Raw genomic sequence first — 25,331 nt, forward strand, 5'->3', positions numbered from 1 at the left:
GACATGGACGAGGCACTGCTTCGAAGCCTCACACCGAAGGTGCTCGGGATCCTCGTCCGCCGCGGAGCCGACTTCGCGGCGGCCGAGGACGCCGTGCAGGACGCCTTGGTCGAGGCGGTTCGCGTCTGGCCGGCGGACCCACCGCAGGACCCGAAGGGCTGGTTGGTCACCGTGTCCTGGCGCCGGTTCCTCGATGCCGCACGGGCGGACGCTGCCCGCCGCCGCCGTGAGGACCTCGTCGACGAGGAGCCGGCTCCCGGGCCCGCGCGCGCCGTGGACGACACACTCCAGCTCTACTTCCTGTGCGCCCACCCGTCGCTGACGCCGTCGTCGGCGGTCGCGCTCACGCTGCGCGCCGTCGGCGGGCTGACCACCCGCCAGATCGCCCAGGCCTACCTGGTGCCCGAGGCCACCATGGCGCAGCGCATCAGCCGGGCCAAGCGCACCGTCTCCGGCGTGCGGTTCGACCAGCCCGGCGACATCGCCACCGTGCTGCGTGTCCTCTACCTGGTCTTCAACGAGGGATACTCCGGCGACGTCGACCTCGCCGCCGAGGCCATCCGGCTCACCCGGCAGCTCGCGGCCGCGATCGACCACCCAGAGGTGGCGGGGTTGCTCGCCCTCATGCTGCTGCACCACGCCCGACGTGCCACCCGGACCGCGCCCGACGGCAGCCTGGTGCCGCTCGCCGAGCAGGACCGCAGTCGATGGGACACCACGTCGATCGCCGAGGGAGTCGAGATCCTGCAGGCGGCTCTCGCCCGCGACCGGCTGGGCGAGTTCCAGGCGCAGGCCGCCGTCGCGGCACTGCATGCCGACGCGCCGACCGCCGAGGAAACCGACTGGGTGCAGATCGTCGAGTGGTACGACGAGCTCGCACGCCTGACGGACAGCCCGATCGTTCGGCTCAACCGCGCGGTGGCCGTCGGTGAGGCCGACGGACCGCGTGCCGGGCTGGCGGCGCTCGCGGCGCTGGACGACGCGCTGCCCCGCCACACTGCCGTGGCGGCGTACCTCCACGAGCGCGACGGTGACCTGGCGGCGGCGGCACGGCTGTACGCCGAGGCGGCTCGGAAGGCCCCCAACCTCGCGGAGCGCGACCACCTGACGCGTCAGGCCGCCCGGCTCAACGCTCGTCGGCATCGCTGACGGGTCGTGCGTCGTCAATCCGCGGATGCGGGCTCGGTGGGTCGCGGCGTGAAGAAGCGGACGATGTCGTCGGCTGCGGTGGGCGACAGCATCATCGCCTGGACTCGTGCGGACATCTCGGCGATCGGATGAGTCCTGGTGAACATCGCCTCCTCGTACCTCTGTATCGCAGAGTCGGGATCGGCGGGGTTGGTGACGAGTTCGGCGGCGAGTTCGGCGGCGTCGAGCATGGCCTGGTTGGCGCCCTCGCCGACCGGCGGCATGAGGTGCGCGGCGTCACCGATGAGGGTGACGCGCGGCTGGTGGGCCCAGCGCGAGCCGGTGGGCATCGCCTCGATCCTGCGTGGGACCGGCGGGCTGTCGGCGGCTTCGATGAGCGCGGTGACGTTGGGGGCCCAGCCGTCGAACAGGTCCAGCAGAGCCCGCTTGCTGCGGTAGGCGTCCAGGTGGTGGCCGTCCGGGGGTAGGGAGATCCCGACGCGGATGCTGCCGTCGCCGAGCCGTTGCGCCGCCAGGATCTGGTTCACGCCGACACACCAGAGGTTCCCGGGGCCGACCAGTTCGGCGAGATCGGGGTGGTGCCGGTCGGCGTGGCTGATGTTCAGCTCCACCAAGGTGGCCACGGACGACAGTGCCGCGTCGGTCAGCAGCGACCGGACGATCGAGCGTGCGCCGTCCGCCCCGATGAGGACGTCGCAGTCGGCGCTGCGGCTGTCGTCGAACGTCAGCTTGAAGCCCCCGTGGGGTCGTGGGGTCGCCGCGACGAGCCGGTGCCGCCAGGCCACCGCGTCGCCGGGGAGTGAATCGAGCAGAAGGTCACGCAGTGCGCCCCGATCGATCTCGGGGCGTCCGGAGAAGGAGCCGGGTCGTGGCCGGTGGTGCACGAGGGTGCGTCCGGACGGGTCGAGGATGCGATGTTCCTCGCCCTCCGGCCGCGCCTCGGACCGGAACCGGCCGGCGAGGCCCGCCTCAGCGAGGGCCTTCTGCCCGGACTCCGGGTGCAGGTCGAGCGATCCGCCCTGTGATCGGGCGGATCGGCTCGCCTCGCGTTCGTACACCACCACGTCGATGCCGTTCCGATGCAGGATTCGGGCCAGCGTCAGGCCACCAAGGCCACCACCGGCGATCGCGATTCGCATCCTCAACTCCGTTACCGTACGCTGTATCTTATGGATACGGCGTACGGTAGCGCATCGCTGCCCGTCTGGGAACGGCCCGAGCCTCAACCACGAGCGGCACCGGTGCCGCTGAGCCGCGCCAAGATCGCCACCGCGGCGATCCGGCTCGCCGACGCGCACGGCCTCGATGGGCTATCGATACGCAAGCTCGCCAAAGAGCTCGGTGTCGGCCCGATGCGGCTCTACGACTACGTGCTCAACAGATCCGAGCTGCTCGACCTGATGGTCGATGCCGTCTACGCCCAGATCGCCGAGGCCGGCCGGCGCTCCGAGTGGCGCGCGACGGTGCTGGCCATCGTTCACCGGACCCGCGATGCCGCTCTTGAGCACGAGTGGTTCGTCGACCTGCTCGGCGGAAGGCCACACCTGGGACCGCACGCGCTCGCCGTGGGCGAATCGACCGCGGCGGCCCTCAGCGAGGCCCCTGGCGTGCGCAGTGTCGACGATCTCCAGCGGGTCGTGAGCGCCCTCGACGCCTTCATCGTCGGCGCGCTCCGCAGGGAGATCACCGAGCGCCGCACCACCCGTTCAACCGGCACCGATGTGACCGCTTGGCAGACTGCCCTCGGGCCCTACCTGACACGCATGCTCGAGACAGGTCGCTATCCCACCGTCGCCCGGCTCGTCATCGACGGTGCCCACCTCGACGCCGAGGCGACCTTCCACCACAACCTGACCGCCGTCCTGGACGGCATCACCAGCCGCGCCTGATCCGACTGCCGGAGCATCGGGCGGCGAGCTTGGCCCAGCGGGGGACCGGGGGCCTCAGCGCCGGATCGTTGCGCGGGCCATGAAGTCACGGATCAGTTCGGCGACCTCGGTGCCGGCGCTCTCGAGCAGGAAGTGACCCCCGTCGAGCAGGTGGATCTCCGCGTCCGGCACGTCGGAGGCGAAGGCGCGTGCGCCGTCGGGGCCGAAGATCGGGTCGTTCCTGCCCCACACCGCGAGTACCGGCGGGCGGTTGTGGCGCAGGTATTCGTGCAGCGCCGGGTACAGGGGCGGGTTGGTCGCGTAGTCGCGGAAGAGCGCGAGTTGGATCGCGTCGTTGCCGGGCCGGGACAGCAGCGCGAAATCGTGCTGCCAAGTGTCCGGACTGATCAGCGTCTCGTCCGGTACGCCGGTGAGGTACTGCCATCTGGTCGTCTCGAGCGTCAACGCGCCTCGAACGTCGGCCTCGGTCTCGGGGGTCTGCGCGCGGTGGTAGCTCCACACGGTCTGCCAGAAAGCGGGGATGAACCCGGCGTCGTAGCCGTTGCCGTTCTGGCTGATGATCGCGGTGATCGCGTCCGGGTCGGCCAGTGCGAGGCGCCAGCCGATCGGGGCGCCGTAGTCCTGGACGTACATCGCGTAGCGCCGCACCTCGAGTCGGTCGAGCAGGCCGGCGGTGAGGTCGGCCAGGGCGTCGAAGGTGTAGTCGAACTCGTCGGCCGGCGGTGCGGCGGAGAGCCCGAACCCCAGGTGGTCCGGGGCGATCACGCGGTACCGGTCGGCCAGTGCGGGGATCAGGTTGCGGAACATGAAGGAGCTGGTTGGAAAGCCGTGCAGGAGCACGATGGTCGGCCCGTCGGCCGGGCCGGCCTCCCGGTAGAACAGCCGCTGGCCCCGGACGGTGGCGTAGCGGTGGTGAACAGACATCATCTCTAACCCCCAAAGTGCATTTCGGCGGTTAGACCCAAGCATGGGCTGCTGTAACCTGTCAAGTGCCCTTTGGAGGTTAGGATGATGCTCGTGCCGAAGCCTGACGACGCAGACGAGACCTTGCTGCTCGATCTGCTCAACACCACCCCCGTGGTGGACGGGGTGCCGCGCGACGACCTCGCCGACGCCGAGGCCGGCCGGGAGTGGCTCACCGCGCACGGGCAGCCGCCCACGGAGGGCGAGTGGCGCGCGCTGCTCGACGCGCGCGGGGCGCTGCAGGGCCTCGTCCGGGGCGACGAAGCCCCGCGGTCTGTCGCACGGTTCGTCGACGGAGTGAGTTACCGACCGTCGGTCGTCCAGGACGGGATCGCGTGGACCCTCGACCTGCCTCGCGGCCGGTCGGCGGCCGCTCGGGCGGTGCTCGCCTGGGATGCGCTACGGGTGTCGAGCCCTGGTCGGCTGCGCCCCTGCGCCAATCCGGAGTGCCGGCGGTTCCTCGTCGACCACAGCAAGTCCAACAGCGCCCGCTGGTGCTCGATGGCGATCTGCGGCAACCGGATGAAGGCTCGACGGCACTACGAGCGCAGCCGTGAGCCCCGAAGCGCTGTCCGGTAGCAGTCTCCGGGTCCGGCGAGCGGGCTGACGCCGGCCAGCGGGTGTTTCGGGTTGGCGCTCGGCGATCAAGGTTCCCGGCATGGTGGCTCTTTGTTCCCGATTGCCAGGTAACCAGGGTCACCCGGCCGGCGGCCGGGAAAAGCGGACGATCGTCGTCCCCTTGGAGTACGTTCCAGGGCGGACGACGGTCGTCCGTTTGCGAGCGCCCGATGAGCGCCAAGAGCAAGTGAGGTTCGATCATGAGTGACGTCGACGAGATCGTCAGAAGGCTCGACGAACTGGAGGCGGTCGAGAGCATCAAGAAGTTGAAGGCTCGCTACTGGCGCTTCGTGGACGAGAAGAACTACGACGAGTTCGTCAAGCTGTTCAGCGCCGACCCCAAAATCATGATGCACGGGACCGCGTGGAAGTCACCGCGCGAGATGGCGAGCGTGATGCGCGATTACATCGGCAGCTCGCCGACGGTCCACCACGGCCACATGCCGGAGATCGAGATCACCGGGCCCGACACCGCGTCCGGGATCTGGGCCCTGGAGGACATCGTGCCCTTCCAGGCCGGGGAGAACGTTCCGGTGGGGTACCGCGGCTATGGGCAGTACCGCGAGACCTACAAGAAGATCGACGGGCAATGGCTGATCGACACGCTGCAGTTGACCCGCTTCCGGATGGACCCGATGGCGAACTGGGCTCCGGACGCCTGAACCGAGTCCCAATCGCCACGGTGCCGATCTCCCGGTGCCGCTGGTACGCAACGAGAAACACCCGGTAGCCCTCACACCCACCATCGCTCTCGAGCCAGGATCGGCCCCGACTGCGTCGCCAGCTGTGGGAACACATGGCGGCTCTCGGTTCAGGTGGCCGGCCGCGGCCGTGCAAGCCGTCCGCGATGCGGCTGAGCAGCGAGCATTCCGACGGCGGTCGCGGGTCACCCTGTCGCGGCCGGTCGATGTGCCCGACAACGTCGGTCGGGCAGGCAAGTTCGACAGAAATCTGCCGCTTCGCCTAGCCGCGTGTCTGCACGCAGGTTGAAGCCCGCCTGTCGTTGAGGTGCCGGCACACGCCGCTGATCCGCAAACCGTCGTCGTCCGCGGCCGGCTCGCGACCGCCGCCTGAAGCCTCTCGGCAAACCCGAGGAAAGACAGTTATCACTCCCTGAAGGAACAACACTCATGTCCACTCGTCATATCGCATCAGATTCACAGCGGTGGAGAGCGCTCCTGTTCATCTCCATCGCACAGCTGATGGTCGTTCTCGACGGGGCGGTGATGAACATCGCCCTGCCCTCCGCCCAGCAGGAGCTGCACTTCTCCGACGGAGGCCGGCAGTGGGTGGTCACCGCTTACGGTCTGGCATTCGGCGGCCTCCTTCTCGTCGGCGGCCGGATCGGCGACATGGTGGGACGCAAGCGCGTCTTCCTGTTCGCCCTGGCCGGGTTCGCGATCGCCTCGGCGATCGGTGGTTTTGCGGTCAATGCGGTGATGCTCCTCGTCGCCCGTGCCTCCCAGGGCGTCTTCGCGGCCCTGCTCGCACCGGCCGCGCTCTCCCTGATCTCTCTGTCGTTCACCCAACCACGGGAGCGCGCAAAGGCATTCGGCGTGTTCAGCGCCGTATCCATCGCCGGCGGCACCATCGGTCTGATTGCCGGCGGCCTGCTCACCCAGTACCTGAACTGGCGCTACGCCATGTTCGTCCTCGTCCCGATCGCGATCATCGGGATCCTGGGCGCGATCCGCACCGTGCACGACACCGCCGAGCGGCACCGCTCCCGGCTCGACATCCCCGGTGTACTCCTGGCCAGCCTCGGACTGGTCGCCGTGGTCTACGGGTTCAGCACTGCCGAGAGTCACGGTTGGGCAGCGGGTCTGACCGTCGGATCGTTCATCGTCGGCGCGTTGCTGCTGGCCGCCTTCATCCTGGTGCAGGCCCGGGTCAGCTCCCCGCTACTGCCGCTGCGGGTGCTGACCGAACGCAACCGGGCCGCCGCCTATCTGTCGGTCGGACTGGCAATCGTCAGCATGTTCGGCATGTTTCTGCTGCTGAGCTACTACTTTCAGCAGGTCAAGGGATGGTCGCCGGTCATGGCCGGCCTGGCGTTCATGCCGATGGCGGTGCCGCAGGCCATCGGAGCCACGCAGATCGGCGCCCGGCTGGCGCACCGTATCGCCCCGCGACCGATCATGGTCGGCGGCTACCTGGTGACCGTGGTGGGACTCGTGCTGCTTGCCCTACTCGATGCCGACAGCGGCTTCCTGGAGATCGCGATCGCCGAGGCCGTCGTCGGACTCGGCATCGGCACGGCCGTCATGCCCGCGATGAGCATCGCCACACACGGCATCGAAGCCAGAGACGCCGGTGTCGCCTCCGCGATGATCAACTCGTCGCAGCAGGTCGGCGGCTCGATCGGCACCGCGTTGCTCAACACGGTCGCCACCGGTTCGGCCGCCAGCTACCTGATGTCCCACGCCGGCCCGACGCAGGCCCACACTCAGAACCAGGCGCTGGTGCACGGCTACTCGGTCGCATACTGGCTGGCCGCCGCCTTCGTGCTGGCGGCGGCGTTGGTCTCCGCGATGATGGTGAACGCCGGCGCTCCCGAGCACACCCCGGCTCAGGAAGGCGACGATGCCTTCGACGCCACCCTGCTGTCGGTCCGCTGAACGACTGTCGAGCCCACCGCTAAGGGGGACGGCGACCGGCACGATGTCGGCTCCCGGCTTTCGAGCGAGCCGGGAGCCGACGCTCGCGGGCGACCGAGGTGCGCAGGCCGAAGCGGACCGGGCGTACCGCCGGAGTGGGCGGTCTTGGCGTGCCCAGGTCGGACGATAATCGGACGGAGGTCGTCCGATTGTGGTATTCTTCGAGGATGCCTGACCTGGACCCCGTGCCGGGCACCCGGGCCGATGCGCAGCGTAACCGACGCCAGTTGATCGTCGCGACGCGCGAGGCCATCGCGGCCCGCGGGCTCGACGTCTCCTCTCTCGACATCGCGAAAGCGGCGGGCGTCGGGGTGGGCACGCTGTACCGGCGCTTCGGCACCAAGGAGGCACTACTCGACTACGTAGTGCTCGGCCTCTATGACGAGTTGTTGGATACCGCAGAGGCGTGCCTCACACGACCGGATCCCTGGGACGGACTGGCCGAGTTCGTGATGGAACTGGCCGGAGCACACCGAGACAGCCGCGGGCTCGCCGAAGTCACCGCGGCATGCGATGGCCCGCCGTCGCCCGAACTCGCGCAGCGGACCGCCGCACTGCAGGATGCTGTCATCCGGCTGACCGACCGGGCGCACGCGGACGGTGCCCTGCGTGAGGACGTGACCTGGGCGGACATCCTGCTCTGCTCGCGTGCGGCGCTCGACACCGACCACTGCCTCGGCGTCGACGCGGGACCCGACGGGTGGCGTCGAGTCGTCACCATCCTGCTCGACGGGATGCGCGCCCCCGGACGGACCGCACTCACGTGGCCCGAGCCCCAGTTGCACCGCGTGGAGTGACCGAAGCCCGCAACTCGTAGGTCGCGCCCGGTCATCCGATGACGGCGTCGAAGGGCGCCAGGTGCTCAGCCTCCGTGATGGTCGAGTTTGGCGCGGAGCGTGCCGGCGAACTCCTCGGCCATGGCGAGTTGGCGCCGCAGGGCGGTGACTCGGGTGGTTGCGGTGTCATGGAACATGCCGAGCCGGCCGAGCAGTTCGCCGCGGTCGGAGCCGCCGGCCGTATCGAGGGCGTCGAGGACGGTGAGGAGATCCCGCATCTCTTCGAGGGTGAAGCCGAGGGGCTTCATGCGCTTGACCACGGTGAGACGGTCGAGGTCGGCCTCGTCGTAGAGCCGGAAGCCGCCCTCGCTACGCGCCGAGGGGACGATGAGGCCGGCTTCCTCGTAGTGGCGGATGGTCCGGATGCTCAGCCCCACCCGCTCGGCGGCTTCCCCGATCTGAACGAGCCGACCGGGGGCCGGGCCGCCCCCATGCTCCGGCCCGGCCCCGTCGCCGGCGGGCATCAGTGGCCGACTCCGAACTGCCCCGCGAGGGTGTCGTGGATGCGAGCGCTGGGCTTGTTCAATCCGGTGATCTCGACGGTCTTGCCGCGGGTGGCGTACTTCGTGGTGATCGCGTCCAGCGCGGCGACGGAGGAGGCGTCCCAGACGTGGGCGTGGGCCATGTCGATCACGACGTTGTCGGGGTCGTTGGCGTAGTCGAACTGACCGACGAGGTCGTTGCTGGAGGCGAAGAAGAGCTCACCATGCACCGAGTAGATCCGGGTGGTGCCCTCCGGGTCGAGGACGCTGGTCACCTCGACGACACGGGCGACGCGGCGAGCGAAGACCACCATGGCGGTGAGCACGCCGACGAGTACCCCGGCGGCAAGGTTGCGGGTGGCCAGCGTGACCGCCACGGTGGCCAGCATGACGACGGTCTCGCCGACCGGCATTCTCTTCAAGGTCCTGGGCGCGATGGAGTGCCAGTCGAAGGTCGAAACCGAAACGATGATCATCACGGCGACCAGGGCCGCCATCGGGATGGCCGCCACCACGTCACCGAGCGCGACGACCAGGACCAGGAGGAACACGCCCGCCAGGAAGGTCGACAGCCGGGTACGGGCGCCGGAGGCCTTCACGTTGATCATCGTCTGTCCGATCATCGCGCAGCCGCCCATCCCGCCGAAGAACCCGGTGACGATGTTGGCGACGCCCTGTCCCCAGGACTCACGGGTCTTGTTGGAGTGCGTGTCGGTGATGTCGTCGACGAGTTTGGCGGTCATCAGCGACTCCATCAGCCCGACCAGTGCGATCCCGAGGGCGTAGGGGGCGATCAGGGTGAGGGTGTCGAGGGTCCAGGGCACGTGCGGCGCGGCGAGGGTGGGAAGGCTGTCCGGCAGGGCACCCTCGTCTCCGACGGACGGTACGGCCACGCCGGCGACCGCTGTGACGACGGTCAGCACGATGATCGCGACCAGTGGTGCGGGGACGGCGCGGGTGAGTCGAGGCAGCCCCACGATGATCGCCAGCGCGACCGCGACGAGTGGATACACCAGCCATGGCACGCCGATCAGGTGCGGGATCTGCGCGGTGAGGATCAGGATCGCGAGGGCGTTGACGAAACCGACCATGACGCTGCGGGGGATGAACCGCATCAGCTTCGCCACGCCGAGCACGGCGAGGAGGATCTGGATCGCGCCCCCGAGGATCACCGCCGCAATGAGGTAGTTCAGGCCGTGCTCCTTGGCCAGCGGCGCGACGACGAGGGCGACCGCTCCGGTGGCCGCGGAGATCATCGCCGGTCGGCCGCCGCAGATCGCGATGGTGACCGCCATCGTGAACGAGGCGAACAGGCCGACGCGGGGGTCGACCCCGGCGAGGATGGAGAAGGAAATCGCCTCGGGAATCAGGGCGAGAGCGACGACCAACCCGGCGAGGACCTCGGTGCGGAACACCTTCGGCGACAGCCAGGACGGGCGGGACAGGCGCGGCCGGGCGACCGCGGACAACGCAGGAGACATTGAGCCATTTCCACTCGGGTGTGCCCGGTCGGGCACACGCCATCCATCCCGGCACCGCCGGGGTGGACGACTGAAGAACGATCAGCGACGGCCGCACCGGATCCAGGTCCGGACCCTGGGCCGCAGCGCCCAGACACGGCAGGGTCGTCAGGGGGACCGGCTGGTCAGCCCCGACGACCTCAGCAGACCCTACCCTTCCGTAAGGGGAGAGTTGGGGGTGCGTGGTGATCATCACCGAGAGCTGGGTGGGCGGCGGCTGTCGAACCGACAGGGTCAGCGCGGCACGTCGGGCTGAGCACGTCACGATCGCGTCTCGGCTCCCGTATGCTGATCGACCCTGGGTTGGCGGGAAACTCCGGGACCTGGACCCACGACAGATGATTGTCGGCAGATGGCTGGGGGTGGGGAGGCCCGCCCGGCGAAGAATGGCGGGGCCGGGGTGATCGAGAGTCAACCGAACCGAAAGCAGCGGCGACCTGTCCGGACAAGGGCACCGCAAGCCGATCTCACTGACTCCGAGGTTCTCAGGCGCGGGCTGGACTTCTTTTCGGAACTGGGATACGAGGGCGCGTCAGTGCGCGAGTTCGCCAAGCGCCTCGGCGTCAACCACAACTTCATCAACGATCGCTTCGGCTCGAAGCACAACTTCTGGCGAGCGGTGGTCGACTATGCCTTGGAGGACCTGCGGGCGCCACTCGCCGTCGCCTTCGAGGTCGATGCGGACGACGCCGAGAAACTCGAGATGGTCGTGAGGACGTTCTACTCCGTCGCCGTGAACGTGCCTCAGATGAACCGGATCCTGGCTGCGGAGTGTGTGCTCAACTCAGAGCGCGTCGACTACATCTACAGCAGGTACACGGCTTCACTGCTGGAGCGTGTCGAGCCGATAGCCAGGCGACTGATGGAGTCGGGGCGGATGCCGGAAGTCCCGCTCGACATCCTGTTCACCGCGCTCAGTGGTCCCGCGCTGGCGCTGACTCAGAGCGAGATCGCCCGTCGTCTCGGTCGCGCACCACAGCCGTCCGCCGCCGAGTGGGAGCAGTTGACCGACTGCCTGACGGAACTGGTCCTCCGGGGGCTGCTCCCGGCGAAGTCGGTTGCGGAATCGACCACCGGCTGACCGAAGGTGCTGGCATACGGCCGGGCCGTATCACGGGACCGGTCAGGACGCGGCCGAGGCCTGCCGGATCGCGGCCGCCTCCTGCTCGCTCGCGGCCACCGGCGGCGTGTCCGGCATGGGCCGGCGGGCGGTTTCCGGCGCGAAGTACACCGCGACGCCGCCGATCAGGCCGGCGGCCAGCAGCAGGAACGCGGGGGCGATCAGGCTGTGCGTGGTGTCGACCAGCGCCGCGGCGATCAGCGGCGTCGTGCCGCCGAACAGCGAGGTGGAGATGTTGTACGTGATGGACAAGGCTCCAGCCCGTACCCGGGTGGGGAACAGCGTCGGTAGCGTGCCGGGCTCGGTGCTGTCGAAGCAGAGGTACATGAGGCCGACGAGCAACGTGCCCAGGAATACGGCGACCAGCGTGCGCTGCTGGATGATCAGGAAAGCCGGCACGGAGAGGACGACGAGCAGGACACAGCCGGTCATCATGACGGGCCGGCGCCCGATGCGGTCGGACAGCCGGCCCACGAAATTGAGCAGCACCATGAGGACCACCAGGACGACCACCACCACGATCAGCGACTCGTTCTGGGAGAAGCCCAGCTGTGCCGACAGGTAGCTGGGCAGGTACGCGGTGATGATGTAGCTGGGCACGTTCAGCACGAGGACGAGGCCGAGACAGACCAGCAGCGGGCGACGCTGGGTGCGGACCAGCACGCCCACCTCCTTGCGCAGCCCGGTGGAGCGCTCCGGCGCCCGGCTCTCCAGGTGCTCGAACGCGGGCGTCTCGGTCAGCCGCAGGCGCAGATAGAGCCCGACGAGGCCGAGCGGGCCGGCGACGAGGAACGGGATACGCCAGCCCCAGGAGTCGAGCTCGGCGCTGGACAGCACCGCGGTCAGCAGGGTCACCAGCGATGCGCCGAGTACGAAACCGGTCAGCGTGCCGAACTCGAGCCAGCTGGCCACGAAGCCGCGCCCGCGGTCGGGGGAGTGCTCGGTGACGAACGTCATCGCCGAGCCGTACTCACCGCCGGTGGAGAAGCCCTGGACGAGCCGGGCAGCCAGGAGCAGGACCGGGGCCCACACGCCGACCTGGGCGTACCCGGGGAGCAGGCCGACGGCGAACGTACCGAGCGACATCGTGAGCACGGTCAGCACGAGCACTCGCTTGCGCCCGATGCGGTCGCTCAGCGGGCCGAAGAAGATGCCGCCCAGGGGCCGGACGATGAAGGCGGCGGCAAAGGTCGCCAACGAGGAGAGCAGCTGCGCCGATTGGCTGGCCTCGGGAAAGAACACCCGCCCGATCGTCACGGCCGTGAAGCTGTACACCCCGAAGTCGAACCACTCGATCATGTTTCCGACCGCGGTGGCGGCGACGGTACGCCGGAGATCGGCGAGGCGGACGACAGTGACCTCGCCCTGGGCGGAGGTCGCCCTGGCGCTGTCGTCGGCCGGTGTCGCTCCGTCCGGACCGGCGTCTTCGCTCATCTCGTACGCCCTCCTGGCACGCGTCGGCGGCCGCGGCGAGCGACCACGGCGGGATAGCCCGTCCCGCCCATTCCCGGTCATACAGGAGCGAAACGCCCCCGGTCGCCGAGTTCCCGGCTCACCGCCGGTACGCAGGAGGTAGAGGATGCCCAGCCCCGGAGTACGACGTCGGGCCGCGCGTCATGGCGTCGGCCGCGCGGTCCCGGGCGGGCCCTGCCGGTCGGGACAGCCAGCGAGGCGTCCGCACTTCGTCGCCGGACCGCTCGCGCAGGGGTAGCCAGACGATGGCTGCGTCAGCTGGGACTGGACGACGAGATCCACCCACTCGGCGGCCGTCATCGACTCGAAGACGACGAGCAGGGCAAGACCGACCGGGTCGACGCGGTCTTCCACGTGGCCCCTCGTGTCGGTCCCGCTGCTGTCGGAGGGTGCTGTGCCGGTCCCGTCGGGTGGCACCCCGAGAACGTCGAGGCAGGTCCGCGCGACAGTGCGGACGAGCCAGGCGATCTTGTTGTCGATCTGACCCTGTTGCTCGTCATTCATCGTGTACCAGCGGACGTACGTCCGCCGTACCGCGGTTTCGGCGTCCGCGGTGCAGCCGAGTAGATGGAGCGCGACGGTGCGCAGGAGCAGTCGTTCGAAGACGATCGAACGCAAGGTGTCCGCGGGCGGTCCGGGCGGCAGCCGCGGTCGCCGCTCCTCACTCATGGAAGGCCGCTGTCGAGGGCTGCGACACTTCCACGAACGGAGCCGGCAGGAAGATCCGGATGATGAGGCCCATGAGGCATCTCCCTTGCTCCGGCCGTGGCTCAGTTGCAGCAAGGACCGAGCGGCCGCGCCGTTCGTGACAACCCGGAGGCCCGCGGGGATGTCACAAATCCCCGGGCCACCTGGTCCTCCTGGTGCACGGCGAGGCAGTTCGCCGAGGAACCGGAAGGCGCAGGGATCCCGCAACCTCCCATGCGGCTCCCCGAGGTGTGTGGAAGGCGGCTCACCATGACCGACGACATCGGGCGAACGCAGCCGAGCGCGCTCGACCAGATCCCGGACCGCGACCCCGAGGAGACCGCCGAGTGGGCCGCCTCCCTCGACGCCGTCACCGCGGCGGCCGGGACGCACCGAGCCACGTACCTCCTGCGCCGGACCCTCGAACACGCCGAGCGCTCCGGCCTCGAGCTGCCGACGTTGCTGGAGACCGACCACATCAACACCATCCCGACCGCCGCCGAGCCGGAGTTTCCCGGCGACGAGGAGATGGAACGGCGCATCACCGCCTGGAACCGCTGGAACGCCGCCGCGATGGTGAGTCGCGGCAGTCGCTACGGCCTGGGCGGCCACATCTCCACCTTCGCCTCCGCCGCATGGCTCTACGAAATCGGCTTCCAGCACTTCTTCCGCGGCAAGGAGGCCGGCGGTTCCGGTGACCAGCTCTACATCCAGGGCCACGCGTCCCCGGGCATCTACGCCCGAGCGTTCCTGGACGGGCGGCTCACCGAGGGCCACCTCGACCGGTTCCGGCAGGAGACGGGCGGCGACGGTCTTCCCTCGTACCCGCACCCGCGCCGGCTGCCGTGGCTCTGGGAGTTCCCGACCGTGTCGATGGGCCTGGGCCCCCTCTCGGCGATCTACCAGGCCCGGTTCAACCGCTACCTGCAACACCGTGGCATCAAGGACACCTCCGCCTCACGGGTGTGGGCGTTCCTCGGCGACGGCGAGATGGACGAGCCCGAGTCGACCGCCGCGCTCGCCCTCGCCGGCCGTGAGGGCCTGGACAACCTGACCTTCGTCATCAACTGCAACCTCCAGCGGCTCGACGGACCGGTGCGCTCCAACCTCAAGATCGTTCAGGAGTTGGAGGCCCAGTTCCGGGCTGCGGGCTGGAACGTCGTCAAGTCGCTCTGGGGTTCGGCCTGGGACGACCTGTTCTCCCTCGACACCACGGGCGCGCTCGTCCGCCGACTCCGCGAAGTCCCCGACGGGCAGTTCCAGACCTACGCGGCCCGGGACGTCAGCTACATCCGCGACCACTTCTTCGGCACCGACCCCGCCCTCGTCGAGATGGCGAAGGCGCTGACCGACGGGAAGATCGACGAGTGCTTCCACACCTCGCGGGCAGGCCACGAACCGCGCAAGGTGTACGCCGCCTACCGGGCCGCGGTCGAGCATCGCGGCGCGCCGACCGTGATCCTCGCCCAGACGATCAAGGGCCACACGCTCGGGCCGGGATTCCACTCGCGCAACGCCAACCACCAGATGAAGAAGCTGACCGGCGAGGAGTTCCGCGCGCTGCGTGACCTCCTCGAACTTCCCATCCCCGACAGCAGGCTGGACGGCGACCTGATGCCGTACGCCCACCCCGGGGCCGACTCGCCGGAGGTCCGGTACCTGCACGAGCGCCGGGTCGCGCTGGGCGGGCCCGCACCGGCCCGCAAGGTCCACCCGGTGGTGTTGCCCGAGCCGCCCGCCAAGCCCTTCGAATCGTTGGCCAAGGGATCCGGTAGCCAGCAGATCGCGACAACGATGGCCCTCGTCCGCCTGGTCAAGGATCTGATGCGGGATCCGGTGACCGGCAAGCGGTGGGTGCCCATCGTCCCCGACGAGGCACGCACCTTCGGCATGGAGTCGCTCTTCCCCACCGCCGGGATCTACTCGCCGCACGGCCAGACCTACGACCCGGTCGACCGCGACACGCTCCTCTACTACCGGGAAGCCACCAGCGGCCAGATCCTCCACGAGGGCATCACCGAGGCGGGTTCGATGGCCGACTTCACCGCTGCCGCCACGTCCTACGCCACGCACGGCGAGCCGATGATCCCCTTCTACATCTTCTACGCCATGTTCGGTTGGCAACGGACGGCCGACCAGATCTGGGCGCTCGCCGACCAACTCGGCCGCGGGTTCCTCATCGGCGCGACCGCCGGCCGCACGACCATGACCGGTGAGGGTCTGCAGCACGCGGACGGCCATTCCCACCTGATCGCTTCCACCAACCCCGCGGCCATCGCCTACGACCCCGCCTTCGCGTACGAGATCGCGGTGATCGTCCGCGACGGCCTGCGCCGGATGTACGGGCCGGACGCGGAGAACGTCTTCTACTACCTGACCGTCTACAACGAGCCGAAGATCCAGCCGCCCATGCCGTCGGGCCCGGGCGTCGAGGAGGGCATCCTCAAGGGCCTCTACCGGTTCCGGGAAGCCAACGCGCAGGACCTGCCGGCCGACGCGCCGCGCCTGCAACTGCTCGCCTCCGGCACAGCCATTCACTGGGCTCTGGAGGCCCAACGGCTTCTCGCCGGCGACTGGGGCGTGGCGGCCGACGTCTGGTCCGCCACCTCCTGGAGTGAGCTGCGCCGCGACGCACTGGACTGTGACGCGGCGCAGCTCAAGGGCGAGGAACGGATCCCGTACGTCACTCGGGTGCTGGACGGCGCTCCGGGTCCGGTACTCGCCGTCAGCGACTGGATGCGCGCGGTCCCGGACCAGATCAGCCAGTGGGTGCCACAGGACTGGCACTCGATCGGCACGGACGGCTTCGGCCTCTCCGACACCCGCGAGGCCGTCCGCCGCCACTTCGGAGTCGACCCGCAGTCGATCGTGGTCTCGGCTCTCGCCGCCCTGGCCCGGCGCGGCGAGATCAAGACCGAGACCGTGCAAAGGGCCCGCGAGCGGTACCGCATCGGGTAGGACCACGAACCCGGCGCGGCGCTCGTTCGGGGAGTGCCTCGAACCCCCTCGGCCCTGCCGTTCAGCCCCAGCTGACCGGCAGGGCCGCCGTACCCGAGCGAGGCAGCGGCCCGCGAAGCTGCGCGGGTGGCGAATCCGGGCTTGGCCGGGTGTAGCTGCTCCTGTCGGCGGCGGCCGGATACCCGACCTGGCAGAAGCCCTCCCGGCGGTGGCCGCGAGCGCCGTCCTAGTCGGCGACGTGAATGACGATCTTGCCGCGGCGCTTGGCCGTCTCGAGCGCCTCGTAACCTGACCGGGTCTCCGCGAGGGGCAGCACGCGGTCCACCACCGGCTGCAACCTGCCGCCATCGACGAGTTCGGCGATGGAACGCAACGCCTTCTGCTCGGGCTCGACGACGAAGAACACCCCGCGGGCACCGTGCTGGGCGGCTTCCTGCTCGTCGGGAGGCGCGGCGATGCCGACGAGGATGCCGCCCGGCTTCAGGACCGACCAGGATCGCGACAGCGTCGACCCCCCGACGAGATCGACGACCACGTCCACATCGCGAACGTGATCCTCGAAGCGGTCATGCGCATAGTCGATGACCTGCTCGGCGCCCAGACCCTTGACGAATTCCAGGTCGGCCGCGGAGGCTGTGGCGCTCACCCGAGCACCGAGACCGGCCGCGATCTGCACCACGAAGTTCCCCACCCCTCCGGCGCCGCCCTGCACCAGCACCTGCTGGCCGGCCTGCAGGTCGGCGTGGTCCACCAGCGCCTGCCAGGCGGTCAGCGCGGCCAGCGGGAGCGCCGCGGTGTGATCGTGGTCGATGGTGGTCGGTTTGGCCGCCACGACGGCCGCGGGCAGGGTGACGTACTCGGCGGCCGCGCCGTCACTGGTGAAGGGAATCAACCCGTAGACAGCCTCCCCTTCGGCGGCGCTCTCCACCCCGGCACCGCACGCCGCGACGACTCCGGAGAACTCGTGCGAAGGGATGATCGGGGTGCGTTCCGGTCCTGACCCGTCGGGGTTGTGCGTCCAGGTCGCCCCCCAGGTGAGCTCGTGGGGGGTGATGGAAGCCGCCTTCACGGCCACCAGCACCTCACCGGGCCCCGGCTCGGGTCGTGGCGCCTGTTCGTACACGAGCTGTTCCGGTCCGCCCCTGGTGTGAGCTCTCACGGCGTACATCGTGTTCATCCGTCGACGTCTCCTTCCCGGCCGTATCCAGCTCGACCCGCCTGTCACCCCAGGCCGGGGTGGACCCGGGCTGACTCCCGCATTCCTGAATCTTTAAACAGCCGTCTGCCGAACTTTCGAGATCCGCTGCCAGGGGATGTGGATCACTGGCGACGACCAGGGCGGAAGTAGGTCACGTCGCCCAGCCTAGAGTCACGGCCGGCGACGAATCACGAGGGGGACAGCCATGAACACCACAGCAGATCGGATGGCGGCGACATATTTCGATGCCATCGAGTTTCTCTGCGGGGTGACCCCGAAGGGTTGGTACGCCGAACGTGGCACCGCCCGCGCGGCGGTGACCTGCGCCAGTGTGCCAACGCTGAACGTGGCCTACGACACGACGAGTGAACCTGACCTTGACGCGCTCGACGAGATGGCGATCGAGGTCAGCAGGCAGGCAGAGCACTGGTCGATCATTGTTCGATGGGCAGGCGACGAGGTCGCCGAGCTCGCGGCTCGGCACGGTCTGACCGAACGCAGTGAGCTGCCGATGCTGGCCTGCGCCGCAGATGACCTGGTGTTCCGGGCCGGCGCGGCGGACCGGAAGGTGGTGCACCGGGTGGGCGCGGCCGAGAGCGAGCTCTACACCGAAATCCTCACCCAGGGCTTCGAAGCTCCCGAAGGCACCTTCGGTGAACTGATGGGCGGCGGTGTGCTCGACGCCGACCCCATCACCGGCTACCTGGCCGAGGAGTCCGGTCGGCCCGCTGGCACCGGTCTGGGAATCGTGACCAACGGTATGGTCGGCGTGTTCAACATCGCCGTCGTTCCGTCCGCGAGGGGCCGTGGCCTGGGCCGCTCGATCACCGAGACCGTGCTGCTGGACGGCATCGCAGCCGGCGCCGACGCGGCCTACCTGCAGGCCAGTGCGATGGGTCGGCCGCTCTACGAGTCGATGGGCTTCCGCCTCGTCGAGAACTGGATCATGTTCGAAGCCAGGTGACGGACCGCGCCTGCCTGAACCGCGTCAAGACACACCTGTGGCGACCGCGAACTTCAGTGGTGCGGGCTTCCGGCGCGGGAAGACCGGCGCCGTGGCGCGCATGCCCGGCGACCTGCTCCGCGCCCGGAACCTGTACCGGAGAAGCAACGCGCTCAACGAGGCGCTCGCTGCCACCGCCCGGTATGAGTCACACGACACCGGTCAGGTAGTCCCTCCGCCGCTGCGGCTCGAACTTCTCGATCGCGTAGCGCAGCATGACCCGGGGCATGGCCCGATACCGTTGCGCCAGGAAGTCTTCCTCCGCCGGTCTGTCCCGGTTGCCAACCTCGCGCAGCATCCAGCCCACCGCCTTGTGGACGAGGTCGTGCGGATCGCGTAGGAGTTTCTCACTCAGGCGGAAGGTCCAACGGAAGTCACCGGCCTTGATGAAGGCGAAGGTGGCCATGATGGCGATGCGCCGGTCCCACACCAGTTCTGAGCCGGCCAACCGATCCAGGACGCTCCGGTCCTTGTCGATCAACCAGGGACCGACGATGTACGGCGCGGACGAGTCCACCAGGTCCCAGTTGTTGATGTGACAGGTGTTCGCGAGAACGATGCTGAAGATCCGGCCCCGCTCCGCCTCGTCGCCCCCGGCGAACTTCCGCACCAGGACGAACAGCGCCGTCAGCCTCTCCTCGTGCACCCCGTTGGTCAGCAACTCCGCCGTCTCGGTCAGGGAGAGCTCGCGCCAGTACCGGCCAGCCACCCTGCGTTGCTCGGGCACGGACACACCGATGGCGGTGTCGCCCTCGCCGTATCCGCCGGGGACCATCTGCAGAAACCGGCTCGACCCCTTCGCGCGTTCCGGGTCGGCGAGGCTGGCGAGTTCGCGACGGACGTCGGCGGTCGTGGCCATGATTGTGCAACCTACCGTGACCACCGATCGCCCGACGCCCTGCGCGCGGTGGGAATCGCCGAGTTCGGCGAGGTTCGCACCGCCTACTCGTCGCGGCGAGTAAGCGGTGCGAACCTCCTACCCGCCGCGGCGAGGGGTGTCAGGCGAGCCGTAGGCAGAAGGGGTGTCCGGCGGGGCTGGCGTAGATGCGGCCGCGCTGGTGTGGGGCGAGATCGGCGTCGTCGGCGGGTCGTAGCCGGCGCGCGCCGGATTCGAGTGCGGTTCTGTCGGCTGATGTGAGGTCGTCGGTGGTGATGTCGACGTGCATCTGCTGGGTGCCGTCCTGTGGCCAGGCCGGCGGGACGTGCCCGGGAGCTCGCTGGATCACGATCGCGGGGAACCCGTCGGCGCGCAGGAAGTGGTGGTTCTCGGTTCTCGTGATCGATCCGCCGAGCAGGCGGTGCCAGAAGGTGCTCTCGGCGTCCAGGTCGGCTGCGTCGATGATGATGGCGGCGAGGCTGAGGGTCATGGTCACACCACCGGGATGATTCCGCCGTCGACGCGGAACTGTGCGCCGGTGAGCCACTTCGCGCGTCGGGACGCTAGGAACGCGATCATCTCGGCCACGTCCTCGGGGTCGCCGGGCCGGCCCATCGGCACGTTCAGCTGGTCCACGATCTGCTGTTTGATCTCTTCGAAGGTGATGCCTTGCTTGTCGGCGATGCGGGTCAGGTGCTCGACGGCGCCAGCGGTGGCGGTGAAGCCCGGCAGGACGCACACCACGCGGACACCGTTTCGGCCCACCTCTTCGGCGAGTGAGCGGCTGTAGGCGTTGAGCGCCGCCTTCGCCGCCGTGTACGACGCCTCGTTGTGCAGCGGTAGCCGGATGGAGATCGAGGAGACGTGCACGACGACTCCGGAACCGCGTTCGACCATGCCCGGGACCAGCGCCCGGTCGAGTCGGACGGCGCTGAGCAGGTTCATCTCCAGGTCCTCGTACCACGACTTGTCGGACCGTTCCAGGGTCGGTATGGGGGAGCTTCCGGCCGCCGCGTTGTTGACCAGTACGTCCACTCCACCGACGCGGTCGATGACCTGCCGGCCGAGTTCGGCCACCCCTTCCTCGGTCGCGAGGTCCGCCGAGATGTGTGTGGCTGGCAGGTCCGCCGGAGGTGCGCCGCGTGAGGCGGACAGGACCGTCGCTCCGGCAGCGGCGAACCGACGGACGGTTGCCTCGCCCAGGCCGCGGCTGCCGCCGGTGACCAGCACTCGAAGGCCGTTGAGACCGTCTTCTGAGAATGTCACGATCAACCTCTACGCTAAAGTGAGTCGGACTCCGGAATGCTCAGCTTAAGCGGAGTCCGACTCACCTTACGAGGCTCTGGAGGTTTTGTTGTCGACGTCACGGCCGCTGCGGGCCGACGCCCGCCGGAATCGGGAGGCGCTGCTGACCGCGGCGCGGAAGCTGTTCCTCAGCGGCGAGCCCGACACCGGAGTGGAGGAGATCGCGCGGCAGGCCGGAGTCTCGGTGGGCACGCTCTACCGTCACTTCGACACACGCGAGGCCCTCATCGAGGCGGTCTACCGCCAGGAGGTCGACGAGCTGTGCGCCGCCCCCGCGGAACTCCTCGCCCAGCACGCTCCGGAGGAGGCCCTGCGCCGGTTCCTGCTGCTCCTCGTCGACCATGCCGCCATCGGCAAGGGCATGGCCGAGGCGTTGGAGAGCATCATGCTGACGGACTCCCCGATCTTCGACGACGCTCGCACGCGGATGGCGGGATCACTCGATCAGTTGCTCGCCGCGGGAGTGGCGGCGGCCACCGTCCGCGGCGACGTCACCGGGCGCACACTGTTGCGCGCGATGGGCGGCATCTGCGAGATGCGGGCCACGGACGGCTGGCAGGAGGAGGCGCAGCAGATCACGGCGATCCTCTTCGACGGCCTGCGCCGCGTCGCACCGTAGGCGCCGTGAGATCACCCACCTCCGCCTCGCCGGACCGTCGCCTGGGCCTCGGCTCGCTCGGGCGAGCCCTGCGAACAAGACTCTGGGTGGCAGGGCCGGCCCGGCGGTTAGCGGGGATCAGCGGGCGAAGGGGCCGGTGCCGGTGAAGGCGTACGCGGCGAACCGGGTGCCGATGCGCTGGTGCGCCTCGGCGCTCGGGTGCAGACCGTCGGGCAACGGAAGTTCGACCGCATCAGCTGGGCCGTACAGGGAGGTGCCGTCGAGGTAGTGCAGGTTCCTGTCGGACGCGCGGCGGTCTGCCAGCGAACGCAGCTCGCGCCGGATGACCTGGAGCGTCAGGCGTCCCAGGGCGACGTCCCCAGGTGTGCCGGTCGCGACGAAACGCACCTGGTCGGTGCCGATCGAGCCGGGGTCGATCGCGCCCGGGCCGGGAGTGTCCTCGTGGACACCGCAGAACAGGGGCGAGATCAGCAGCAGCGGGACCTCCGGGTGACCGTCGCGGATCGTGTCGAGGAAGCCGTGGACGGCGGGCACGAAGGCACGGAGCCGCATCGCGTCGAGGTTCACGACGTTGATGCCGAGCTTGACGCTGATGTAGTCGGCCGGAGCGTCGCGGATCACGCGGGCCAGGAACGGATCGACCAACGCGCTGCCGCCCAGGCCGAGGTTGCGCAGCTCGACACCGGCATGACGGGCGGCGACGGCCGGCCAGATCTCGCTGGGGGCCAACGCGTTCGAGCCGTGACTGATCGAGCTGCCGTGATGCACCCACAGGGGCATCCTGGCGTCGTCCGGCTCGATCGGGGCATCGGCCCGCAGCTCGATCAGCTCGATGGTCTCGTTGTGTGGCAGCCAGACCTCGATCCGGTGACGGCCCGCGGGCAGGCCGGAGACCCTGGTCGTGTGCGCCTCGCCGACGTGCGGCGTGGTCTGGCCGCTGGCGAGGTCGATCTCGATCCGATCGCCGCCGTCGAGCACGTCCCGGACGATGAACTCGCCGTCGGCGTACACGTCGATGCGCCCGCGTGGCCGCTCGGCGCCCGTGTAGGCGATCCAGGTCGGGTGGGTCACCAGTTCGAACGCGCTCGCCGTCGTCTGGAACACGATGCGTACGCCGGACGGCTGGCCCTCCATCGAGAGCAGCTGACCGTCCGGGAACTGCTCGCGTACCCAGGCGGGTAGCCGGTGCGGCCGGATGCCGCGGGGGGTGACCTCGACCTCGGCGACGCCGCGGACGAGTTCGGGGAGAATCTGCATCAGGATTGCCCATCGGTCGGCCAGGAGCGGAAAACGGTGTCGAGCGCATCCAGCGCGCGACGCCACGAGACGTCAGTCGCGGGCTCGCGGTGGCCGAGGCTGCCGCTCGCCTCGAGCGCCAGGAAACCGTTGATGGTGGCGCCGAGCAGCCGGGTGGCATGCACGAGCTCGGCCTCGGGCAACTGGTAGCCGCGGAGCATCGCCAGAGTCAGCGCGACAAGGTGACCGGCCGCTTCCGAGTTGACGGTCGATGACGCGGCCGGGCGTTGCAGAGCGGCCCAGCGGCCAGGGAACTGGCGGGCGTAGTCACGGTGCGCGTCGGAGAGAGCGATGAGCGCGTCCCGGCCCGACCGGCCGCCGATGGCTATCGCGACCCGGTCGGCGAGCTCGCCGAGTGCCAGCTCGTGCACGCCGTCGAGCAGCGAGGACCGGTCGCGGACATGCGAGTAGAGACTCGCGGTCTGCACCCCGAAGCGGCGGGCCAGCGCCGACAGGGTGATCGCGTCGAACCCTTCTCGGTCCGCCAGTTCCGCCGCCGCTGCGATGACGACCGCTGAGGTCAGGTTCGCTCGTGCCATGCCCCCATCCTACTCAGGGTAGGGAAAAACCTATAACCATGTGGTTGGGGCGGCATCCCGGAGGCCCGGAAGGACGGGGAATGATCGCCAGGCCGGCGCGGGCCGACCCTGGAGTCCGGGTACGCGTCCGGCCGACAACGGCAATGCCTGCCGGGGCAGGTGGGGCCCGAGTCGGCCGTCGGCGAGGCAACCCCGGGGCTTAACGAGCGTCACTGCGGGTACGAGCCGGGTGTGGCTGTGATCAGTGACTACGCGCTTCTCGGCGACAGTCACGGCGCGGCGTTGGTCTCCTCGGACGGGTCCGTGGACTGGTGGTGCCCGCCGCGCTTCGACGCGCCGAGCGTCTTCGCGCGCCTGCTCGGCCCTACCGGCGGATCCTGGTCGATACGACCGCTCGGACCGTACACGACCTCCCGTCACTATCTCGACGGGACGATGGTGCTGCGCACGGAGTTCCACACCGACAGCGGCGTGCTGTGGTTGACGGACGCCCTCAGCCTCGGTGTCGGGGAACGTGGTCACCGGATCGGCTACACATCTCCACACGTCCTGTTACGGCAGGTCGAGGTCGTCGACGGCACGGTGGACGTGGCGGTCGAGGTCGCGGCCCGGCCGGAGTACGGATTGGTGAATCCCATCGTCGCCGGAACGCCGGTCGGGATTCAGATATCCGGAGCCGCCGACCGCTTGATGCTGACCGCTGATCGCGATCTCGCCGTCGACGGCTCGCTGGTGACCGGGCAGTTCACCCTGGCAGCGGGGGACAGCGCCGTGTTCGCCCTGCACCACCGCCGGGCCGCCGACCCGCCGACCGTGCCACTCGACGGACGCGCCGCCCTGCGGGACACCGTTGCCGCCTGGCAGTCCTGGGACCGCATCCACCGCGACTACCGCGGGCCCTACCGGGAACAGGTCCGGCGCAGCGCCCTGGTCCTTCAGGCGTTGACCTACCAACCGACCGGTGCGGTGGCCGCGGCGGCCACCACCTCGCTGCCGGAGAAGGTCGGCGGAGCGGCGAACTGGGACTACCGGTTCGGTTGGCTGCGCGACGGCAGCGTCACCCTGAGGGCGCTGTGGGTCGCCGCCTGCCCCGACGAGGCGCACCGCTTCTTCGACTGGATGGCCGCCTCCATCGGATCGTTGGACGAGGGGGACCACGTGCCGATCATGTTCGGCGTGGGTGGCGAGCGGGACCTCACTGAACACACCCTGGAGCACCTCGAGGGTTACCAGGGCAGCCGACCGGTGCGGGTCGGCAACAACGCCTGGCAGCAGAAGCAGCTCGATGTCCTCGGCGAGGTCCTGGAGTGCACCTGGGTCCTGCGGCACGAACTCGCGGACCCCTCGCCCGCCGCCGTGGGCCTGCTGCGCTCACTGGCCGACCGGGCCGCCGCAAGTTGGCGGGAGCCCGACGCCAGCACCTGGGAGGGGCGCGAGGGCGAGCGGCACTACCTGACGTCGAAGTTGCTTTGCTGGGTGGCCCTGGACCGGGCCGTCAAGCTCGCGCCGGCCCTGGACGCCGAGGCGCAGGTCCCGCGGTGGTCGCAGGCCATGAAGCAGTGCCGCGAGGCGATCCTCACCGACGGCTGGAGCGCCTCGCGCGGGGCGTTCACCGGAGCGTTCGGATCCGACCATCTCGACGCCGGGGTGCTCGTCATGCCGATCATCGGGTTCCTCCCTGGCGACGACGACCGGATCGTCGCCACCGTGGACACCATCAGACGGGAACTGGGGCGAGGCGACCTCGTGCAGCGCTGGACGGGGGCGGGGGAGGAGGGCGCCTTCATCATCTGCTCGTACTGGCTGGTCCAGGCGCTGGCCATGGCCGGGCAGATCGACGCGGCCAAGCAGATCTTCGAGAGTGTCACCGCCCGCGCAAACGACCTCGGCCTGCTGTCCGAGGAGGTCGACCGTCGCGACGGCAGCCTGATCGGAAACTTTCCCCAGGCGTTGTCCCACATCGGCCTCATCAACGCCGCCTGGGCCATCGGCCAGTCCGAGTCCGGCGCAGACCCGTCGACCGGACCTGCCGCGCCACCTGGGCGGTGATCCGGCCCCCGGTCGGGCAAGCCGCGCGGCTCGGCGCGGGGACACTGGTCGCCACACCGCCGGAATGCCCGCTAGACCTGGCCGATCCCGCTC

General features: G+C 69.4%; 23 protein-coding genes. 11 read left to right on the forward strand and 12 right to left on the reverse strand.

Translation table 11 applies throughout. The features are described 5' to 3' along the window. Positions 1 to 3: 3 nt before the first annotated feature. On the forward strand, positions 4 to 1,149 hold the full coding sequence (locus tag AB0F98_RS25500) for a DUF6596 domain-containing protein (RefSeq protein WP_357739924.1): 1,146 nt from the start codon (positions 4 to 6) through the stop codon (positions 1,147 to 1,149). A 14-nt stretch (positions 1,150 to 1,163) separates the two neighbouring features. On the opposite strand, the gene AB0F98_RS25505 is transcribed toward AB0F98_RS25500, so the two are convergent. Continuing rightward, on the reverse strand, positions 1,164 to 2,288 hold the full coding sequence (locus AB0F98_RS25505; RefSeq protein WP_357739927.1) for an NAD(P)/FAD-dependent oxidoreductase: 1,125 nt from the start codon (positions 2,286 to 2,288) through the stop codon (positions 1,164 to 1,166). Positions 2,289 to 2,318: 30 nt separating this feature from the next. Between AB0F98_RS25505 and AB0F98_RS25510 the strand changes: the two genes are divergently transcribed. Continuing rightward, entirely contained in the window at positions 2,319 to 3,038 is a 720-nt protein-coding gene (locus AB0F98_RS25510) for a TetR/AcrR family transcriptional regulator (RefSeq protein ID WP_357739930.1), read from the forward strand. Positions 3,039 to 3,092: 54 nt separating this feature from the next. On the opposite strand, the gene AB0F98_RS25515 is transcribed toward AB0F98_RS25510, so the two are convergent. Next, positions 3,093 to 3,962 carry an alpha/beta fold hydrolase gene (locus tag AB0F98_RS25515; protein ID WP_357739933.1) on the reverse strand — a complete coding sequence of 290 codons (870 nt, stop codon included), beginning with the start codon at positions 3,960 to 3,962 and terminating at the stop codon, positions 3,093 to 3,095. A gap of 93 nt (positions 3,963 to 4,055) precedes the next feature. Here AB0F98_RS25515 and AB0F98_RS25520 point away from each other — a divergent pair, with 93 nt between their 5' ends. The 4 genes from AB0F98_RS25520 to AB0F98_RS25535 all read left to right on the forward strand — a co-directional run bounded on the left by AB0F98_RS25520 (position 4,056) and on the right by AB0F98_RS25535 (position 8,073). Continuing rightward, positions 4,056 to 4,580, forward strand: coding sequence for a CGNR zinc finger domain-containing protein (locus AB0F98_RS25520; protein ID WP_357739935.1), 525 nt, complete (start codon positions 4,056 to 4,058; stop codon positions 4,578 to 4,580). A 239-nt stretch (positions 4,581 to 4,819) separates the two neighbouring features. Beyond that, the gene (locus AB0F98_RS25525) at positions 4,820 to 5,281 is read left to right on the forward strand and encodes a nuclear transport factor 2 family protein (protein ID WP_357739938.1); all 462 of its coding nucleotides are present in this window, start codon (positions 4,820 to 4,822) and stop codon (positions 5,279 to 5,281) included. A 468-nt stretch (positions 5,282 to 5,749) separates the two neighbouring features. After that, complete coding sequence (locus AB0F98_RS25530) at positions 5,750 to 7,237, forward strand: MFS transporter (RefSeq protein ID WP_357739941.1); 1,488 nt, start codon at positions 5,750 to 5,752, stop codon at positions 7,235 to 7,237. A gap of 206 nt (positions 7,238 to 7,443) precedes the next feature. After that, positions 7,444 to 8,073: a TetR/AcrR family transcriptional regulator gene (locus tag AB0F98_RS25535; protein ID WP_357739944.1), complete on the forward strand. Its 630-nt coding sequence runs from the start codon at positions 7,444 to 7,446 to the stop codon at positions 8,071 to 8,073. Between the two features lie 65 nt (positions 8,074 to 8,138). Here the strand turns inward: AB0F98_RS25535 and AB0F98_RS25540 are convergent, their stop codons facing one another. Together AB0F98_RS25540 and AB0F98_RS25545 are read right to left on the reverse strand one after the other, a co-directional pair. After that, complete coding sequence (locus AB0F98_RS25540) at positions 8,139 to 8,576, reverse strand: MerR family transcriptional regulator (protein WP_357739947.1); 438 nt, start codon at positions 8,574 to 8,576, stop codon at positions 8,139 to 8,141. After that, positions 8,576 to 10,075, reverse strand: a complete 1,500-nt coding sequence (locus AB0F98_RS25545; protein WP_357739950.1) for a SulP family inorganic anion transporter — start codon at positions 10,073 to 10,075, stop codon at positions 8,576 to 8,578. Before AB0F98_RS25545 ends, AB0F98_RS25540 begins: the two co-directional genes overlap by 1 nt. 391 nt (positions 10,076 to 10,466) lie before the next feature. Here AB0F98_RS25545 and AB0F98_RS25550 point away from each other — a divergent pair, with 391 nt between their 5' ends. After that, positions 10,467 to 11,195, forward strand: a complete 729-nt coding sequence (locus AB0F98_RS25550; protein ID WP_357739953.1) for a TetR/AcrR family transcriptional regulator — start codon at positions 10,467 to 10,469, stop codon at positions 11,193 to 11,195. Positions 11,196 to 11,237: 42 nt separating this feature from the next. Here AB0F98_RS25550 and AB0F98_RS25555 read toward each other — a convergent pair whose 3' ends face one another. After that, positions 11,238 to 12,668 (reverse strand): MFS transporter, encoded by a 1,431-nt coding sequence (locus AB0F98_RS25555; protein WP_357739956.1) that lies wholly within the window; start codon positions 12,666 to 12,668, stop codon positions 11,238 to 11,240. Between the two features lie 180 nt (positions 12,669 to 12,848). Further along, positions 12,849 to 13,376, reverse strand: a complete 528-nt coding sequence (locus tag AB0F98_RS25560) for a hypothetical protein (RefSeq protein ID WP_357739959.1) — start codon at positions 13,374 to 13,376, stop codon at positions 12,849 to 12,851. 288 nt (positions 13,377 to 13,664) lie between these two features. Between AB0F98_RS25560 and aceE the strand changes: the two genes are divergently transcribed. Next, a complete protein-coding gene (gene aceE / locus AB0F98_RS25565) occupies positions 13,665 to 16,352 on the forward strand; it encodes a pyruvate dehydrogenase (acetyl-transferring), homodimeric type (protein ID WP_357739962.1) in 2,688 nt (895 codons plus the stop codon). A gap of 226 nt (positions 16,353 to 16,578) precedes the next feature. Here the strand turns inward: aceE and AB0F98_RS25570 are convergent, their stop codons facing one another. Next, positions 16,579 to 17,529, reverse strand: coding sequence for an NADP-dependent oxidoreductase (locus AB0F98_RS25570; RefSeq protein ID WP_357739965.1), 951 nt, complete (start codon positions 17,527 to 17,529; stop codon positions 16,579 to 16,581). A gap of 226 nt (positions 17,530 to 17,755) precedes the next feature. Here AB0F98_RS25570 and AB0F98_RS25575 point away from each other — a divergent pair, with 226 nt between their 5' ends. Beyond that, positions 17,756 to 18,514 carry a GNAT family N-acetyltransferase gene (locus AB0F98_RS25575; RefSeq protein WP_357739968.1) on the forward strand — a complete coding sequence of 253 codons (759 nt, stop codon included), beginning with the start codon at positions 17,756 to 17,758 and terminating at the stop codon, positions 18,512 to 18,514. 187 nt (positions 18,515 to 18,701) lie between these two features. On the opposite strand, the gene AB0F98_RS25580 is transcribed toward AB0F98_RS25575, so the two are convergent. The 3 genes from AB0F98_RS25580 to AB0F98_RS25590 all read right to left on the reverse strand — a co-directional run bounded on the left by AB0F98_RS25580 (position 18,702) and on the right by AB0F98_RS25590 (position 20,696). Next, positions 18,702 to 19,412, reverse strand: coding sequence for a DNA alkylation repair protein (locus AB0F98_RS25580; RefSeq protein WP_357739971.1), 711 nt, complete (start codon positions 19,410 to 19,412; stop codon positions 18,702 to 18,704). A 139-nt stretch (positions 19,413 to 19,551) separates the two neighbouring features. Further along, positions 19,552 to 19,920: a VOC family protein gene (locus tag AB0F98_RS25585; RefSeq protein ID WP_357739974.1), complete on the reverse strand. Its 369-nt coding sequence runs from the start codon at positions 19,918 to 19,920 to the stop codon at positions 19,552 to 19,554. A gap of 2 nt (positions 19,921 to 19,922) precedes the next feature. Further along, positions 19,923 to 20,696: an SDR family oxidoreductase gene (locus AB0F98_RS25590; protein ID WP_357739977.1), complete on the reverse strand. Its 774-nt coding sequence runs from the start codon at positions 20,694 to 20,696 to the stop codon at positions 19,923 to 19,925. 88 nt (positions 20,697 to 20,784) lie between these two features. On the opposite strand from AB0F98_RS25590, the gene AB0F98_RS25595 reads away from it, so the two are divergent. Beyond that, positions 20,785 to 21,354, forward strand: coding sequence for a TetR/AcrR family transcriptional regulator (locus AB0F98_RS25595; protein ID WP_357739981.1), 570 nt, complete (start codon positions 20,785 to 20,787; stop codon positions 21,352 to 21,354). 117 nt (positions 21,355 to 21,471) lie between these two features. Here the strand turns inward: AB0F98_RS25595 and AB0F98_RS25600 are convergent, their stop codons facing one another. Continuing rightward, positions 21,472 to 22,611, reverse strand: coding sequence for a GDSL-type esterase/lipase family protein (locus tag AB0F98_RS25600; RefSeq protein WP_357739984.1), 1,140 nt, complete (start codon positions 22,609 to 22,611; stop codon positions 21,472 to 21,474). Next, positions 22,611 to 23,189: a WHG domain-containing protein gene (locus AB0F98_RS25605; RefSeq protein WP_357739988.1), complete on the reverse strand. Its 579-nt coding sequence runs from the start codon at positions 23,187 to 23,189 to the stop codon at positions 22,611 to 22,613. Before AB0F98_RS25605 ends, AB0F98_RS25600 begins: the two co-directional genes overlap by 1 nt. A 231-nt stretch (positions 23,190 to 23,420) precedes the next feature. On the opposite strand from AB0F98_RS25605, the gene AB0F98_RS25610 reads away from it, so the two are divergent. Further along, positions 23,421 to 25,238: a glycoside hydrolase family 15 protein gene (locus AB0F98_RS25610; RefSeq protein ID WP_357739991.1), complete on the forward strand. Its 1,818-nt coding sequence runs from the start codon at positions 23,421 to 23,423 to the stop codon at positions 25,236 to 25,238. Positions 25,239 to 25,331 lie beyond the last annotated feature (93 nt).

This window comes from Micromonospora sp. NPDC023737 (assembly GCF_040639715.1).
GTDB lineage: Bacteria > Actinomycetota > Actinomycetes > Mycobacteriales > Micromonosporaceae > Micromonospora.